Annotated in this window: 18 protein-coding genes; 8 read left to right on the top strand and 10 right to left on the bottom strand. The window is 64.5% G+C overall.

Annotation, left to right across the window (positions count from 1 at the left end; genetic code table 11):
* Nucleotides 1-98 precede the first annotated feature (98 nt).
* Nucleotides 99-821, top strand: coding sequence for a haloacid dehalogenase type II (locus K414_RS0104970; RefSeq protein WP_027494944.1), 723 nt, complete (start codon nt 99-101; stop codon nt 819-821).
* 253 nt (nt 822-1,074) lie between these two features.
* Here the strand turns inward: K414_RS0104970 and K414_RS0104960 are convergent, their stop codons facing one another.
* Nucleotides 1,075-1,524 carry a MarR family winged helix-turn-helix transcriptional regulator gene (locus tag K414_RS0104960; protein WP_037218906.1) on the bottom strand — a complete coding sequence of 150 codons (450 nt, stop codon included), beginning with the start codon at nt 1,522-1,524 and terminating at the stop codon, nt 1,075-1,077.
* A gap of 67 nt (nt 1,525-1,591) precedes the next feature.
* On the opposite strand from K414_RS0104960, the gene K414_RS0104955 reads away from it, so the two are divergent.
* A complete protein-coding gene (locus K414_RS0104955) occupies nt 1,592-2,269 on the top strand; it encodes a hypothetical protein (protein WP_027494941.1) in 678 nt (225 codons plus the stop codon).
* A gap of 10 nt (nt 2,270-2,279) precedes the next feature.
* Here K414_RS0104955 and K414_RS0104950 read toward each other — a convergent pair whose 3' ends face one another.
* The 3 genes from K414_RS0104950 to K414_RS0104940 form a co-directional block, all read right to left on the bottom strand.
* On the bottom strand, nt 2,280-2,492 hold the full coding sequence (locus K414_RS0104950; RefSeq protein WP_027494940.1) for a hypothetical protein: 213 nt from the start codon (nt 2,490-2,492) through the stop codon (nt 2,280-2,282).
* Nucleotides 2,493-2,508: 16 nt separating this feature from the next.
* The gene (gene mraY, locus K414_RS0104945; RefSeq protein ID WP_027494939.1) at nt 2,509-3,579 is read right to left on the bottom strand and encodes a phospho-N-acetylmuramoyl-pentapeptide-transferase; all 1,071 of its coding nucleotides are present in this window, start codon (nt 3,577-3,579) and stop codon (nt 2,509-2,511) included.
* Nucleotides 3,580-3,694: 115 nt separating this feature from the next.
* Nucleotides 3,695-4,519 (bottom strand): helix-turn-helix transcriptional regulator, encoded by an 825-nt coding sequence (locus K414_RS0104940; RefSeq protein ID WP_237606135.1) that lies wholly within the window; start codon nt 4,517-4,519, stop codon nt 3,695-3,697.
* A gap of 67 nt (nt 4,520-4,586) precedes the next feature.
* On the opposite strand from K414_RS0104940, the gene K414_RS0104935 reads away from it, so the two are divergent.
* Together K414_RS0104935 and K414_RS0104930 are read left to right on the top strand one after the other, a co-directional pair.
* The gene (locus tag K414_RS0104935; RefSeq protein ID WP_027494937.1) at nt 4,587-4,964 is read left to right on the top strand and encodes a VOC family protein; all 378 of its coding nucleotides are present in this window, start codon (nt 4,587-4,589) and stop codon (nt 4,962-4,964) included.
* A gap of 19 nt (nt 4,965-4,983) precedes the next feature.
* Nucleotides 4,984-5,370: a VOC family protein gene (locus K414_RS0104930; RefSeq protein WP_027494936.1), complete on the top strand. Its 387-nt coding sequence runs from the start codon at nt 4,984-4,986 to the stop codon at nt 5,368-5,370.
* Between the two features lie 4 nt (nt 5,371-5,374).
* Here K414_RS0104930 and K414_RS0104925 read toward each other — a convergent pair whose 3' ends face one another.
* The 3 genes from K414_RS0104925 to K414_RS0104915 form a co-directional block, all read right to left on the bottom strand.
* A complete protein-coding gene (locus K414_RS0104925) occupies nt 5,375-5,767 on the bottom strand; it encodes a VOC family protein (RefSeq protein WP_027494935.1) in 393 nt (130 codons plus the stop codon).
* Nucleotides 5,764-6,285, bottom strand: coding sequence for a DUF664 domain-containing protein (locus K414_RS0104920; protein WP_037219763.1), 522 nt, complete (start codon nt 6,283-6,285; stop codon nt 5,764-5,766). Before K414_RS0104920 ends, K414_RS0104925 begins: the two co-directional genes overlap by 4 nt.
* A 122-nt stretch (nt 6,286-6,407) precedes the next feature.
* A complete protein-coding gene (locus tag K414_RS0104915) occupies nt 6,408-7,025 on the bottom strand; it encodes a LysE/ArgO family amino acid transporter (protein WP_027494933.1) in 618 nt (205 codons plus the stop codon).
* A 75-nt stretch (nt 7,026-7,100) separates the two neighbouring features.
* Here K414_RS0104915 and K414_RS0104910 point away from each other — a divergent pair, with 75 nt between their 5' ends.
* Nucleotides 7,101-7,955, top strand: coding sequence for a LysR family transcriptional regulator ArgP (locus tag K414_RS0104910; protein ID WP_306436686.1), 855 nt, complete (start codon nt 7,101-7,103; stop codon nt 7,953-7,955).
* A 1-nt stretch (nt 7,956) separates the two neighbouring features.
* Here the strand turns inward: K414_RS0104910 and K414_RS0104905 are convergent, their stop codons facing one another.
* Complete coding sequence (locus K414_RS0104905; RefSeq protein WP_027494931.1) at nt 7,957-8,361, bottom strand: hypothetical protein; 405 nt, start codon at nt 8,359-8,361, stop codon at nt 7,957-7,959.
* A gap of 73 nt (nt 8,362-8,434) precedes the next feature.
* The gene (gene lat / locus K414_RS0104900; RefSeq protein WP_032367949.1) at nt 8,435-9,763 is read right to left on the bottom strand and encodes an L-lysine 6-transaminase; all 1,329 of its coding nucleotides are present in this window, start codon (nt 9,761-9,763) and stop codon (nt 8,435-8,437) included.
* Nucleotides 9,764-9,887: 124 nt separating this feature from the next.
* Between lat and K414_RS0104895 the strand changes: the two genes are divergently transcribed.
* Both K414_RS0104895 and K414_RS0104890 read left to right on the top strand, forming a co-directional pair.
* Complete coding sequence (locus tag K414_RS0104895) at nt 9,888-11,423, top strand: aldehyde dehydrogenase family protein (protein WP_027494929.1); 1,536 nt, start codon at nt 9,888-9,890, stop codon at nt 11,421-11,423.
* A gap of 16 nt (nt 11,424-11,439) precedes the next feature.
* Nucleotides 11,440-12,672, top strand: a complete 1,233-nt coding sequence (locus tag K414_RS0104890) for a hypothetical protein (RefSeq protein WP_152530362.1) — start codon at nt 11,440-11,442, stop codon at nt 12,670-12,672.
* 22 nt (nt 12,673-12,694) lie between these two features.
* Here K414_RS0104890 and K414_RS26075 read toward each other — a convergent pair whose 3' ends face one another.
* Nucleotides 12,695-14,392 (bottom strand): cutinase family protein, encoded by a 1,698-nt coding sequence (locus K414_RS26075; protein WP_037219760.1) that lies wholly within the window; start codon nt 14,390-14,392, stop codon nt 12,695-12,697.
* Nucleotides 14,393-14,511: 119 nt separating this feature from the next.
* Between K414_RS26075 and K414_RS0104880 the strand changes: the two genes are divergently transcribed.
* Nucleotides 14,512-15,024, top strand: coding sequence for a GNAT family N-acetyltransferase (locus K414_RS0104880; RefSeq protein WP_237606134.1), 513 nt, complete (start codon nt 14,512-14,514; stop codon nt 15,022-15,024).
* The last annotated feature ends 18 nt before the right edge of the window (nt 15,025-15,042 follow it).

The raw sequence follows: 15,042 nt of genomic DNA, 5'->3' as shown, positions 1-15,042 counted from the left end.
GATCGGTCTAGGGTCGGCCAACCGCAGTACGATGCACATGACCTGCAGACGATAGAGGCATCCGGATCCGACCGCCACCGAATACCCAAGGGAGCCCGATGAACCTGGCCGACTACGACGTCTTGAGCTTCGACTGCTACGGAACGTTGATCGATTGGGAGTCGGGGATCGGCGACGTGCTCGGCGCATGGGCTGCGGATACAGGGTCGATGTCCAATGACGAATTACTCGCCGCCTACGCCCCCAACGAAGCACAGGCGCAGCAGGATTCACCCTCGATGCTCTATCCCGATATCCTGGCCGACGCATTCGGACGAACAGGCGACGCACTGGGTATACCGGTCACCCCGGAATGGTCAGGCAGACTCGCCGGCTCCGTTCCGGACTGGCCGGCGTTTCCGGACTCGGCGGACGCACTGGCATCACTCGCCGAGCACTACAAGCTGGTGATTCTGTCCAACGTGCACCGCGCGGGTTTTGCCGGTAGCAACCGTCGACTGCGCGTTGAATTCGACGCCATCGTCACAGCCGAGGATGTGCGCGCATACAAGCCGGCGGACAACCATTTCGATGCGCTCGACGCGATCCTCGACGACTTCGGTGTGCCCAAATCACGTCTGCTGCACGTGGCGCAGAGCCTGTTCCACGATCACGTCCCGGCGCGGCGTCACGGCCTTGCGTCGGTGTGGATCGATCGCAGACACGATCGGCCAGGGTGGGGCGCAACACCGGAGCCGAACGGCGACTACGGTTTTGCGATGCAGTTCCCGAGCATGGCGGAGTTTGCCGACGCGGCCCGTGGGGCGCACGGCAATGCGTAGGTTGAGCACCCTGGTCGGGCTGTGTCTCGGATTGATCGGCTCGCTCGGATACTTGCTGTGGGAGAACAGGCCGCGACGCGTCAACTATGTATTCGTTGCCGACGATCCAAGCTTTATCCAATCGTTGTGGCAGACACACACAACGGCATTGATAGTTCTTGGCCTACCCATCCTCGGCGCTGTTCTCGGCCTCGTGGTCGGTGTTCTGTTCACCAGAAAGCGACGCTGACGCTGTCGGCTACGAGCGACTGCCCTACCAGTGCCATGCGTCGCCGCCGACGTTCTCGATGGTTCGTTGCAGGACGCGGATGGTGGTCGCGAAATCGTCCTGACTGATTCCCTGCATGCGTTCGTCCTGCAGCATCCGTTGGATGTCCGCGGCGCGGGCGAATAGCCGCTGGCCCTCAGGCGTGAACTTCAGTCGTGCATGGGATTCGGTGATCAACCCCTTCTCGGTAGCGGAGTCGATTGCGTCGACGATCGCGCCAGGGGTGTCGTTGTGTCCGATCGTGTCGATCGTCCTCGCTCGATCGGCACCAGCGGGATGCAGTGAAATCTGATGCAGGAGCCACCATTCGGCCTGGGTGATGCCGATGTCGCGGAGCGCTCCGCGTGTTCGAGCGCGGACGGCCTCCCCGGCGCGGACGGTCCAGAAGCCGATGGGTTGCTTCTCGGGTGGTTGCATGGGGCGCTGTGTCGTCATGCATCGAACGGTAGAACCTGAACAATGCTCGAGGTCAAGAGACCGACTGGCCGGTAGAGTCTCGCGCGTGGACAGACCATCCGGCAAAGGGCTCGTCGCAGTGCTCGGGGGCGTCGGCGCGGCCACAGGGGCTGCGGCCGCGGTGGTGTGGCACGTTGCGATCACCGAACCGCCGGACACTCCTGGGACGGCACATCTGCGACCGAGCTGGTTCCCCGTGTCGCTGTATCTCGTTGCCGCCGGGGTGGCTCTGGCTGTGGTGGTGGCGTGGTTTCTCGTCGATTCCGGAATGCGCGTCGTCAGAGACCGTCAGTACAGTTCCGCCCACCTGTTCACGTTGCTGATCGTCGTCGGTGCCGCGCTGGGAGCGGGCAGTGCCTTCGCGTGGACCCACTGGCCGCCGCAGCGGTCGGAGGCGGACACCGCGGCGCCATTGCTCCCCACGTTGATGTTCGTGGACTCGGGTGACGAGCCAACGACTCCAGCATCCGACTACGGCTGGACTTCGATGGACATTCACACTGCAGACACGTACTTCTCGGACACGTATGTATCGGACCTGTACAGCACCGATACGTCGTACATCTCTCGCGGTGAGCCGGAGTCGACCTTCACCCCGATCATCGGCAGTCCGTGGACGGTGTTTCCCGTCGGGGGTGCTGTGCTGGCCGCGATTGCGGCATGGACCCTGTCGCTGAGGGATTTTCGATTGACTGTGCTGGACTCCGACCAGAGCGCCGTGTGAAAAGTCGGGTCTATTCGTCGGTGCGTAGTTCGTCGACCAACGTGAACAGCCTGCCCAGGTAGTCGCTGTGAAAGACCTCGGTGGCGCGGATCTTTGCGTTTCCGTCGAGTCCGAACTGAAGGTTGACGAGTTCGACTCCGATGGCGACGCGTCGAGCATCGAGGGTCTCGAGTTCGGCGGCGAGAGCATCGACCTTGGCCAGCGGAGACAGTTCGTCGGTCATATCGGAATCGTAGAGGTCAGCCGACGGCCGCGAGGAATTCGCTGTAGAACAATCCGAGCCCCAGCGCCGACGCGATGGCCGCGAACAGCCACAGTCGGATGATGACCGTTGTTTCCGCCCAGCCGCCCAACTCGAAGTGATGGTGGATCGGTGCCATCCGGAACGGCCGCTTGCCGGTGGACTTGAAGGACGCGACCTGGATGACCACCGAGGCGCTCTCGGCGACGAAGAGGGCTCCAAAGACGACCGCGATCAGCTCGGTCTTGCTGACGACGGACAGTCCGGCGAGCAGACCACCGAGTGCCAGGGAGCCGGTGTCACCCATGAAGATCTTGGCCGGTGCCGCGTTCCACCACAGGAATCCGATGCACGCTCCCGCGGCCGCCGCGCACACGACAGCGAGGTCGAGGGGATCACGCACCTGGTAGCACCCGGCCACCGAATTGGTGGCGCACGATTGCCGGTACTGCCAGAACGTCATCACCGTGTAGGCGCCGAGGACGAGGGTCATCGAGCCCGCCGCCAGACCGTCGAGCCCGTCGGTGAGGTTGACGGCATTGGACCAGGCAACGACGAGGAACACACAGAACAGCACGAAGACGATCGGAGCCATCGTGAAGAACGTCGACTGACGCACCAGCGACAGTTCGACGTTGCCCGGCGTCAGCCCGTTGCCGTTGCGAAACTGCAGTGCCAGAACCGCGAAGATCACTGCGGCACTGATCTGCCCGACGTACTTTCCGGTGGCTTTGAGGCCGAGGCTTCGCTTCATCCGGAGCTTGATGTAGTCGTCGAGGAAACCGACGATGCCGAGGGCGGTCGCGAGACCGAGAATCAACAGCGCCGATGCCGACGGCCCGTCGCCTCCCATCGCCACGAGGTGGGAACCGAGGTAACCGGCCCACAGACCCACGATGATCGCGACGCCGCCCATCGTCGGCGTTCCTCGCTTGGCTTGGTGGCTCGCCGGGCCTTCGACGCGAATCTCCTGGCCGAAGCCCTGCCGGGTGAACAGCGCGATGAGAAATGGCGTCAACAGAATCGAGACCGCCAATGCGATTCCACCGGCGACGAGAATGTTGATCATGCGTTGAAGCCCACTCTTCCTCTGTGCTGCGGTTGCCCACCGGGTGCTACCGAGCACCGCGGGATACTGTGCCAAACGAATCGGCAAAAGTCGCATTGCGTGACGAAGGTGTTACTCACAGTTGATACGTACCGGGAGACACACCGACCAGTTCGGTGAACTCGCGGGTGAAATGCGCCTGGTCGAACCAGCCGTACCGCGCGGCGAGTTCCGCCAGCGACCCGCTGTATCCGTTGTCGAGATCACTGAGGGCGTCGTGAATCCGATATCGGCCCAGAACCCACTTGGGCGTCGCACCGACATAACGCTCGAACAACCGCTGTAGCCGACGAGTCCCGATGCCACATCTGTCCTCCACCTGGCCGACGCGTATCAGCGTCCGATCACCGAGCATCGTGCCGATGACATCCAAGACGATCTCGTACTCCGGCTCGACATCGTGGGCGTAGGGCTCGAGAACCGCGTCGACGACGGTTCGGCAGTGGTCGGCGTCGTGCTGTGCGTCCAGTCGCGTCAACGCGGCGACGGTCTCCGATCGGAACGGGGTGGGCGGAGCTACTGGGACGTCGCGCAGAGTTCGGGCCACGGTTCCGGTGAAGCTCGCGTAGCCGCCGGGTCGGAACTTGACGCCGAACACCCACCCGGACTCGGCGAGTTCGACGTCGAACCGTCGGGTCAGCACTCCGGTCACGACCACCGGCTCGGTGACGCCGGCGCGGGTCCAGCCGTGCTCGACGCTGAGCGTGCATGCCGGGTGGGGCAGGGTCGAGCTGCGATACGAGGTGCCCGACGGCAGATCCCACCGAAGTTGCCAGTAGTTCTCGACCCACGGTTCCAACGACGCCGCACACGGCAGCCGGACCAGGTCGACATACTGCGCCAGCTGATCCGGCCGCAGGACACCGGCGTGGGTGGCTGTCGCATTTTTCCTATCCGGCACGGGCGTCAGTGTAGGAGTCTGGTCCGACACCTTCGAGAAACGATCGACGCTGTCGAGGAGAAACACCATGAACGATGCACCCGTGGCAACCCTGAAGATGGTCACGCTGGACTGCGGAGATCCCGAGGCCAGCGCGACGTTCTGGTCTGCGCTACTCGGCTGGACCGTCGTCCACGCGGAGAAGGATTACGCGATGCTGCAGGGGCCCTCCAGCGCGCTCGGATTCGGACGCGTGGAGAATTATCAGCGGCCGCAGTGGCCGAACACGAAGGGCAGCAAACAGTTTCACTTCGATCTCGCGGTCGACGATCTGGATGCGGCCGCGAAAGCCGCAGTGCAGTTGGGTGCAACTGTGCCCGACGAGCAACCGGGTGAGACCTGGCGTGTGCTGTTGGATCCGGCCGGGCATCCGTTCTGCCTGACAAATGCCGCGAACTGGGGCTGACGTGGCTACCCTTGTCCGGGTGAAACCACGTCTGGCAGGAATCGAAATCGTCGTCGCCGATATGGCAGTTGCATTGGCGTTCTACCGCGTTCTGGGACTGGACATTCCGGCCGAGGCCGATGCCGAGCAACATGTGGAGGTCGACCTCGGTGGGGTTCGGTTGTTGTTCGACCTACCCTCGACGATCACCTCGTTCGATCCGACGTGGACCGCGCCCAGCGGAGGCCACCGCGTCGCGCTTGCATTCGACTGCGGCACGGCCGCCGGAGTCGATGCCGCGTGGGCCGCAGTGACCGACGCGGGGTACACAGGGCACCTGCAGCCGTGGGATGCGTTCTGGGGGCAGCGTTATGCCGTCGTGCACGATCCCGACGGCACCACCGTCGATCTGTACGCGAACGTGTGACCGGTCAGCTCACCGGAGCGATGATCTGAATCAGGTTGCCGCAGGTGTCGTCGAACACGGCGGTGATCACCGGGCCCATCTCGGTGGGCTCCTGAGTGAACCTGACACCCAGTCCGACGAGCCGATCGTGTTCGGCGGCAACGTCTTCGACGGCGAACTGGGTGAACGGAATGCCGTCGGTGAACAGTGCCGTCTTGAACGGGCCGGTTGCCGGATGGCCGCTGGGCTCGAGCAGTAGCTCGGTGCCCTCCGGCTCCTGAGGAGATACGACCGTGAGCCAGCGATCTGTTCCGCCCATGGGAATGTCGTGCTTGACCACGAAGCCCAGTACGTCGGTGTAGAACGCCAGTGCCTTGTCTTGGTCGTCGACGAACACACTGGTGATGTTGATTCTCATTGCGGCCCCTCGCCTGCGGGCCCGCCGGTCAGTTCGACGGCGACGTCGAGGTGGCCGAGATGGCGGGCGTATTCCTGCAGTACATGAAAGCAGATCCAGATCAGGGTGGGCTGTTCTTCGGTGAATCGTCCACCCAGGGTGGCCACGTCGTCCATGCGATGAGACCGCAGTACCTGCTCGGTCAGTCGAGCGCCGTCGTCGAGGCGCGCGAGCAATGCCGCCGCCGGCACGTCGGTCGGCACATGCCAGGATCCGTCCTTTTTGTCGCCCCACGGATCGTCGACGGCGCGCCCGAGGAACCCCCAGACGAACCAGCGCTGCTCCATGTACACAAGATGGATGAGCATCTCGAGGGGAGTCCACTGCGACGGCACAGCCGCCGTGGCCAGCGCGTCGTCACTCAACGCGGTGATCCGCCGGGCGAGCTCACCGCGGTAGAAGCGCAGGTACTCGACGAACAGGTCGGCGGGATCGGACAAGGAGGAATCGGGCTCCGGGAACGTCGTCAGCTGTGCCATGGGTCCTTCGTATCGGGTGGTGGGCTGCGTGTCCATTCTGTGGATGCGAAATCGGGATGAGGGCCGCGATCGTGAATTGTGGACACTCAGCTCACTGCTCGCGCTCCGTCGGCGCGGCAGACTCAGCCGAACAACAGCAGCGCGGCCAGGGTGAGCATCATGATTCCGATACCGAGATCGAGGACCCGCCACGCCATCGGCCGCGCGAACAGGGGGCTGAGCACGCGCGATCCGTATCCGAGAGCGGTGAACCAGAGTACGCTGCCGAGCACGGCACCGAGGGCGAACCACCACCGAAGCTCGCCCGGCTGCCGGTTACCGATGGACCCGAGAAATACGACGGTATCGAGGTAGACGTGGGGGTTGAGCCACGTCAACGCGAGACACGTTGCGACAGCGGCGATCAGCGAGCCCCCGCCGCCGCCGTCGGTGGTCATCGCCGCTGGGGTGCGGGCGCGGTTCAGCGCCATCACTCCGTAGACGAGGAGAAACAGCGCTCCGAGCACGGTGACGACGCGTAGCGCCAGCGGAAACCGGTCCACGAGGACGCCGATGCCCGCCACCCCGGCGACGATCAGCACGGCGTCGGACAGCGCGCACACCGCAACCACCGGGAACACATGGGTGCGTTGCAGGCCCTTGCGCAGGACGAACGCGTTCTGCGCACCGATGGCGACGATAAGGGACAGGCCGACTCCCAATCCGGTCAACGTCGATTGTGCTGCGGCAAGCGAGGTCATGCTGTTCACGCTAGGAGGCGACCAGCATTAGAGCCAGCGAATGTTTTTCACCATCGGTAAGTATAACTTCATATTGTGGAGATCGAGCAGCTCAGAGCGCTGACAGCAGTAGTCGACGGTGGAACTTTCGAGGCTGCCGCACGTGCATTGCATGTGACCCCGTCGGCAGTAAGCCAGAGAATCAAGTCGCTCGAAGCGTCGTTGGGGCGCACCCTGGTGCAGCGGACGAAACCGGTGGTGGCCACCCAGTCGGGTGCCGCGGTACTACGCCTGGCTCGTCAGATCGATACGCTCACGGATCAGACGAGGGCCGAGCTCAACGACGACGGCGTCTCGGCCCCCATTTCGATTGCCGTCAATGCCGATTCGATGGCGACGTGGGTGCTGCCTGCGCTCGCGCCACTCGCCGGTACGACGACCTTCGATCTGCATCGTCAGGACCAGGACCGCACGGCCCAGCTCCTGCACGACGGAATCGTCTCTGCTGCAATCACATCGGTGTCCGAACCGGTCCGTGGGTGTACCGTCCGATCCCTCGGCGCCATGCGCTACCGGCCGTCGGCAACCGAAAAGTTCATCGAGCGATGGTTCGGTGCCGGCACGACGATCGAGGCACTGAGCACCGCACCGGTGGTGGTGTTCGATGCCGACGACCGATTGCAGGACAACTACTTACGGCACCGAGGCGTCGATTCGCATACTCCGCCCCGTCACCTCGTCCCGGCGTCCTCGGACTACGCCCGGGCGGTGGAACTCGGCTTCGGCTGGGGAATGATCCCGGACCTCCAGGACTGTGACTCGCTGACGTGCTTCGACGCCGACGGCATCGAAGACGTTCAGCTGTACTGGCAGCAGTGGTCGCTGTCGTCGCCTGCACTGCAGCGAGCGGCCGACGCCGTCGCAGCCGCGGCAGCGACCGTGCTGCGGTGAGTCACGCCGGACTGTCGTTCGGAACGATGTCGGGCTGCCCATCGCCGACGGGATCGAGAATCGCCGCCGCGCGGGCACCCCACCGCTCGTGCGCCGATTGACGAGACATGCCGACCGCCTGGCCGATGATCGCCCACGTCGCACCCTGAACGCGCAGCACCACAACGGTTTCGATGCCGTCGAGCCCCGCCGCCAGTTGCACACGAAGACTCAACAGATGCCACGCGAGGCTCCGTCGTGCAGGCAGGTCGGTCGACTGCTCTGCCTCCCATTCCGGTGTGCCCGGCAGTGGGCCGGTGCCGATGATCTCGTCGGCAATGCGACCGGCCTCGGTGGCTGCGGCCGTCACGACCGCCCGTGTTGCCGCAGTGATGTCGGCCTCGGCGGCCAGCTCGATCGGATCCATGATCCACCTCCTGTGTCAGGTTTATCCTGACAGAAGGCTGCGGCTGATGTCAAGGATTACCTGACGCGGTGGGTCAGAGCCGATTCAACACCCGATCGATGGACTCGATTGCCTGTGTCAGTTCGGCTTCGGTGACCGTCAGTGCCGGCCGGAATCGCACTGCCGCGTCGCCGCAGCCCAACGCGAGTACGTGCTCCTCGGTGCGCAACAGTTCGATCACTCGGTCGCGGGTCGTAGCGTCGGGCAGGGAGAAGGCGCACATGAGTCCGCGTCCACGAACCTCGGTGACCATCGCATGTCGAGTTGCCAACTCCTGCAACTGCTTCAGCAGCACTGTTCCGAGTCGGCCGGCGCGTTCGATGAGGTTCTCGGCTTCGACGACCTCCAATATTTTACGCGAGCGCACCATGTCGGTGAGGCTGCCACCCCACGTCGAGTTGATTCTGGAGCTGACCGCGAACACGTGGTCGTCGATGTCGTCGACGCGACCGCCCGCCATCACGCCGCAGACCTGGACCTTCTTACCGAAGGCGACCACATCCGGGACGACGTCGAGCTGCTGGAAAGCCCATGCGGTGCCGGTCATTCCGGCTCCGGTCTGCACCTCGTCCATGACGAACAGTGCGTCGAACTCGTGGCAGAGTGCGCGCAGCTTCTGCAGGAAGCGGGGGCGGAAGTGGTGATCCCCGCCCTCGCCCTGGATGGGTTCGATGATGGCGCAGGCGATGTCGTGCGGATTGGCTTCGAAGGCCAGCCGCGCGGCCGTCAACGATGCGTCTTCGAGCTCGTCCATGTTCGCGTCGGATCTGATGAACGGGGACGGAATTCGGGGCCAGTCGAATTTCGGGAAGCGTGCGACCTTGTTCGGGTCGGTGTTGGTGAGGGACATCGTGTACCCGGAGCGCCCGTGGAATGCGTGCTCGAAGTGCATCACCTGCGAGCCCAGGGACGGATCGATGCCCTTGCGCTCGTTCCACCGGGACTTCCAGTCGAATGCCACCTTCAATGCGTTCTCCACTGCCAATGCACCGCCCTCGACGAAGAACAGGTGCGGTAGCCGAGCATCGCCCAGCACCCGGGCGAACGTGTCGACGAAGCGTGCCATCGGCACGGTGTAGATGTCGGAGTTGCTGGGTTTGTTCATCGCCGCCTGCAGCAGGTCGGCCCGGAAATCCGGATCGTCGGTCAGGGCGGGGTGGTTCATACCCAGGGCATTGGACGCGAAGAAGGTGAACAGATCCAGGTAGCGGGTGCCGTCTCGGGCGTCGACCAGGGTGGACCCGGTGGAGGCGTCCAGGTCCAGGACCAGCTCGAAACCGTCGGCCAATAGGTGTTCACCGATCACGCCGCGGGCGGTCGAGGCGTCGATGGGCACTCCGGTGCGCTGTAATACTTGCGTCATGATGACTAACATACGCGTAAATATTCCGTAAGCAAGACATTTAGACAGGAAATAATACGGTTGTGACCCCCGTCGGTAGGCTTATCTCCGACGGTTCGATTCTCTCCACGGAAGGTGTACGCGCATGTCTGCATCCATCACCCACGACGAGCTGAGTGTGCGTACGCGCGCCATTCTCGACCGGCTGGGTGCGACGATCGCGCTCGACGTGCCGGCCGGTCCCGACGCGATCACCGCGAGATCGCCGATCACCGGCGGAAATCTGGCGTCGCTGGCATCGACCTCTGCCGCAGACGTCGACGGTGTCATCGCGGACGCAGCTGCGGCGTTCGTCTCGTGGTCGCAGGTGCCGGCACCGGCGCGGGGTCAGGTGATCCGAGAACTCGGGGAACTGCTGCGTACGCACAAGGAGGACCTCGGCGCCCTGGTCTCCATCGAGGCCGGAAAGATCGTCTCCGAGGGGCTCGGGGAAGTGCAGGAGATGATCGACATCTGCGACTTCGCCGTCGGCCTGTCACGTCAGCTGTACGGCAACACCATTGCCACCGAACGCCCCGGGCATCGCATGATGGAGCAGTGGCATCCGCTCGGTGTCGTCGGCGTCATCACGGCGTTCAATTTCCCTGTCGCGGTGTGGAGTTGGAACACGGCGTTGGCGTTGGTGGCGGGCGACACCGTCATCTGGAAGCCGTCGGAGAAGACCCCGCTGACTGCCGTCGGCGTGCAGGCTCTGTTCGAGCGTGCTGCTGCCGCTGCAGGTGTCGATCCCAAGATCGCTCAGTTGGTGATCGGGGACCGAGCGTCCGGTGAAGCGCTGGTGGATGATTCGCGTGTTGCTCTGGTGTCGGCAACCGGTTCGACCAGGATGGGCAAGGCTGTTGCGCCGCGGGTTGCGCAGCGATTCGGGCGCGTGCTGCTCGAACTCGGCGGCAACAACGCGGCGATCGTGACGCCGTCGGCAGACCTCGATCTCACGACGCGCGGGCTGGTGTTCTCGGCTGCGGGTACGGCCGGTCAGCGGTGCACCTCGCTCCGACGCGTCATCGCGCATTTCTCGGTTGCGGACGAACTGGTGGCCAAGTTGGCCGCGGCGTACGAGACGCTGTCCATCGGATCTCCCTTGGAGAGCGACACTTTGGTGGGTCCGCTCATCGACGCGGGCGCGTTCGCCGGCTATCAGAAGGCGCTCGAGGCCGCCAAGTCCGACGGCGGAACGGTGGTGGTCGGCGGTGAGCGCGTGAATGTCGTCGACGAGTATTCGTACTACGTGCAGCCCGCGATCGTGACGATGCCCGCCCAGACCGACATCGTCAAGCACGAAACGTTCGCGCCCATCCTGTACGTGCTCACCTACGACACCCTCGACGAGGCCATCGCCCTGCACAACAATGTGCCGCAGGGACTTTCGTCGTCGATCTTCACTACCGACCTGCGTGAAGCGGAACGCTTTCTGTCGGCTGCGGGATCGGACTGCGGCATCGCGAACGTCAACATCGGTCCCTCCGGTGCCGAGATCGGCGGTGCTTTCGGCGGCGAGAAGGAAACCGGTGGCGGACGCGAATCAGGTTCGGACGCATGGAAGGCCTACATGCGCCGGGCGACGAACACGGTCAACTATTCCAACGAACTGCCCCTGGCGCAGGGAGTGAAATTCGGCTGACGGCATGATCGGCAGTATGAAAGTACTGTCGATGCTCTTGGCCGGTTTCGTTCTCGGCTATGCCATCAGTGACATCGGCCCCGTCGAGTCGCTGGTGAACAGCACTGCGGAATTCGGGTCGTTCTGGTCGATTGTCAACGGGCTCACAGTCGTTGCCGTCGCTGCCTGTGGGACGGCGGTCGCCGTGGCCCGGGTCAGTGCGCCAACTGCGACCATCGTGGCGATGGCAGCGCTGCTCGTCGTGGTGTTCCAGACCGTCGGAATGGTGCCCGGCATACTCGGGCACTGGGCCGCTGCAGTGGGCACCGGTGTGCTGCTGGGTGCGGCCGCGGTCTTGTCGGGACACCACCGTGGTGCACAGGCCGCCCTGGGTGTCTCGGTTGTGGGCGCCGGGCTGCTGGGTTATTGGCTCGATGCGCTGATGCAGGCGAACGACGGTCCCGTCTTCGTCTGGGATGTGGTCGGTGCCGAGGACGATGTGGCGCCCGAGCGCGCGATCGTCATGGTGATCGCTGCAGTGGCCGCGGCAGTCACGTTGTTCCTGGCACGCCGCCACGAGGTGGTGCAGCCACCCGAGACCCCGCGGATTCTGCTCGTCGGCCTGTCGCTGCCCGTCGTGGCAAGCGTCCTGAGCTGGATTGCGGCAGATGCCGATACGCGGAGCGTCGAGTGGCTCGGGGCTCTCGTCGGTATGACGGCTGCCGCGCTGCTGGCCTCGTTCCTACTTCCTGGGCGCGACGGATGCCTGCTGCTGGTGCTGTTCGCAGTGTCGGCGACGGCCCTGGGCACCTCCGGCTTCGCCGCGGGAGATGCCGTTCGGTTGTGCGCGAGCGCAGCACTGTTGGTAGTGGGAGCCGGGATCGGTTACCGGTGGCCGCAGCTGTACATCGGGCTGGGCGGCCTGTTCGTCATCGCTGCTACGAGCCTGACGGAGAACTACGTCGACATTCCGATCGTCTCGCAGTTCGCTCTGCCGCTCGTTGCGGCCTATGTTCTGGTCTCCGCACTGGCGACCTCGCCCGGATCTCTGGTGATCTCACTGCCGGCGGTGTTCGTCATGGCCCTGCCCGTGACCGTGGTGTCCGCCGGCTACACACCGTCGTTTTCCATGGATGAATCGGTCATCTCACGCACAAGCGAGCCCGACCACCTGGTGCTGTCGGTGGCCGGGCTCGTGGTTCTTGCTGTGGTGACGGGTGCCGCTGTTCTGCTGGCGCGTCGCTCACCCGTCGTGCGTGGAAACTCGTAGTGGGCTACGAGTTTCCACACACCTACGGGGTCGGTGCGACAGTCGTCGTCGGAGCTGCGGCCTCGGGGGTGACCGGCGTTTCCGTGGCGGGCGCGGTGACGCATACCGGCGGTGCGCCCTCGACGGGTGGCTCACCCTCGACCGGAGTCGTGCAGGCCGGTTCTGCAGGCTCGGCAGCGGGAGCCGGTGCCGGTGCGGGTGCCGGCACCTCGGCCGCGGGGGCGGGAGCAGGCGCAACGGGGGCGGCCGGCGCAGCGGGGCTGGTGGTGACCGGTGCCGGCGTCGTTGCCGTCGGAGTTGCCGTTGCCGAGGTGGTGGTCTCGGGTGTGGCGGCGATGGCCTGGATTGCTGCGCGGCCTGCCTTCTCCTGTACTTCCTTGGTCTTCACCGGCTCGCCCCGGTTGGCCTGCTCGGCCAGCTGGGTCAGCCAGGCTGCGGCGTACTGGACCGAGGTCAGTGGCTTGCCGTTGGCGGCGTCGGCGTCGCGCCAGTAGTCGAAGTGGTGTCCCGAGCCGGGCCCGAGGGTCAGGCCGTAGGGATCGTTCATGATGACCGGGATCGTGTTCTGGTTGGACGAGATGAACCCGGTGATCTCCTTGAAGATCTTCTGCGGCAGGTACACCATGTCGACCATCTGGCCGGTCTCGATCGGCTCTTCACCGTCGACCTTGGCCGAGACGGGGGTCGTTGCGGTGCCGGGCTTGTAGTTGGGCTCGGACACCTTGATCAGTACGTCGAGGAAGGTCTCGTCGCTCTGCATCCAATTGGGCTGCGACGCAATGTCGTTGAAGGCGTTGACTGCGATGCGTCCCAGTGCCAGAGCCAGGTCGGCTCCGGTGGCCGGGGTGAGGTTCTCGTTCTGCAGCGCATCGGCGTTGACCTGTCGACCGACGTTGGCGGCCAGGTGGATCAGCGACGTGTTGGCGGGCAGTGCGCAGGTCAGGTCACCGTCGGAGCAGAAGGACGCGACGCGCCCGTCGAGTGCGCCGAAGCCGCCCGACGTTCCCGGCAATGCACCCTGTCCGGGGATGGCGTTGTTGCCGTTCTGGTACTTGGTGTCGAAACCGTCCGGGTTACTGAACGGGTTCTCGGCACCGGGGAACGGTCCCTCTCCTGCGACGCGTCCCGCGTCGGCGAAGATGACGACGCCGACGACCTGCGAGGGGTCGATGATGCCGTACTTGCCGTCCTCGGGAACGGCCTGATTGCCGATTTCCATGGCGGTGCGGCGAGCAACGTCTGCGCCTTCGCTGTAGCCGACGATGGCGAAGCGAGTCTTGGGGCAGGACGCGGAGATTTCCTTCATGATGGTCTGCGAGTTGGTGACGCCCGTCTGCACGGCGTTCTCGTAGCTCGCCAGGTCGGCCGGGTACTCGACGTAGACCGCGGCGTAGGAGTCGGGAACCACGTTGCCGTTGTTCGGAGCTCGCACGGCCTGGTCGATCCAGTCGCTCGAGTAGTCACCGGACATCGCTGCGGGGAGGCGGGTGCCGTCGGGCTTGGTCAGCCACTTGACGCCCTCGCGTGGGGTGTCGCCGCGTCCGCCGATGGCGATGCTCACCATGTCGTAGCAGGTCGATGTCGAGACCAGCTCGACGGAGGCCTCGACACTCGTTTCCGACGCAGACCAGGGTGCTGCCACCAGCACTCCGGCACCGAGTGCGCCGATCGCAAACGCGCTGAGCGCGATGCGCACACGCTTCGACTTGCCACCATTCATGTTTTCGATCCCCATCATCCACGCCCGAACCGATCCCGACTGCAATTGCCAGTGGGTTACCCGGCATTTCGTCGCTCGGATGGTTCGCGTTACAAAACGCTTCGTTTACCGTCGTGGACATGACTTTTCACGCCCGAATGACACCGATGGAATTAGCTCTGACCGATGGATCGACCTGCGTCGTGCGTGAGGCGGTGGCGTCGGACCTCGAGTCGATCGTGGCGCTGCTGGCGGACGACCAGTTGGGCGCGACGCGCGAATCCGTCGAGAACATGGACGGATATCGCACCGCTTTCGAGGACATTTCCTCCGATCCACGGAACGTGCTGGTCGTCGTCGTGCACGGTGGCGAGGTGGTAGGAACTCTGCAGTCGACGGTCATTCCGGGACTGGCGCGAGGTGGTGCGTTGCGCGCTCAGATCGAAGCCGTACGGGTGGCCGCTACCTGGCGCAGCCGCGGGCTCGGTGGCGCGTTGATCGAGTGGGCGATCGAGGAGGCCACGCGGCGAGGGTGCGCTCTGGTGCAGCTGACGTCCGACTCGCGTCGAGTGGATGCCCACCGGTTCTACACCCGTCTGGGCTTCACTGCCTCACACGTCGGCTTCAAGAAGGCGATCGGCACTACCCACTAGATACCCTGGGGGGGTAGG

The organism is Rhodococcus sp. JG-3, assembly GCF_000482405.1.
Lineage (GTDB): Bacteria > Actinomycetota > Actinomycetes > Mycobacteriales > Mycobacteriaceae > Rhodococcoides > Rhodococcoides fascians.
This window is presented reverse-complemented; position numbering and strand designations above follow the sequence as displayed.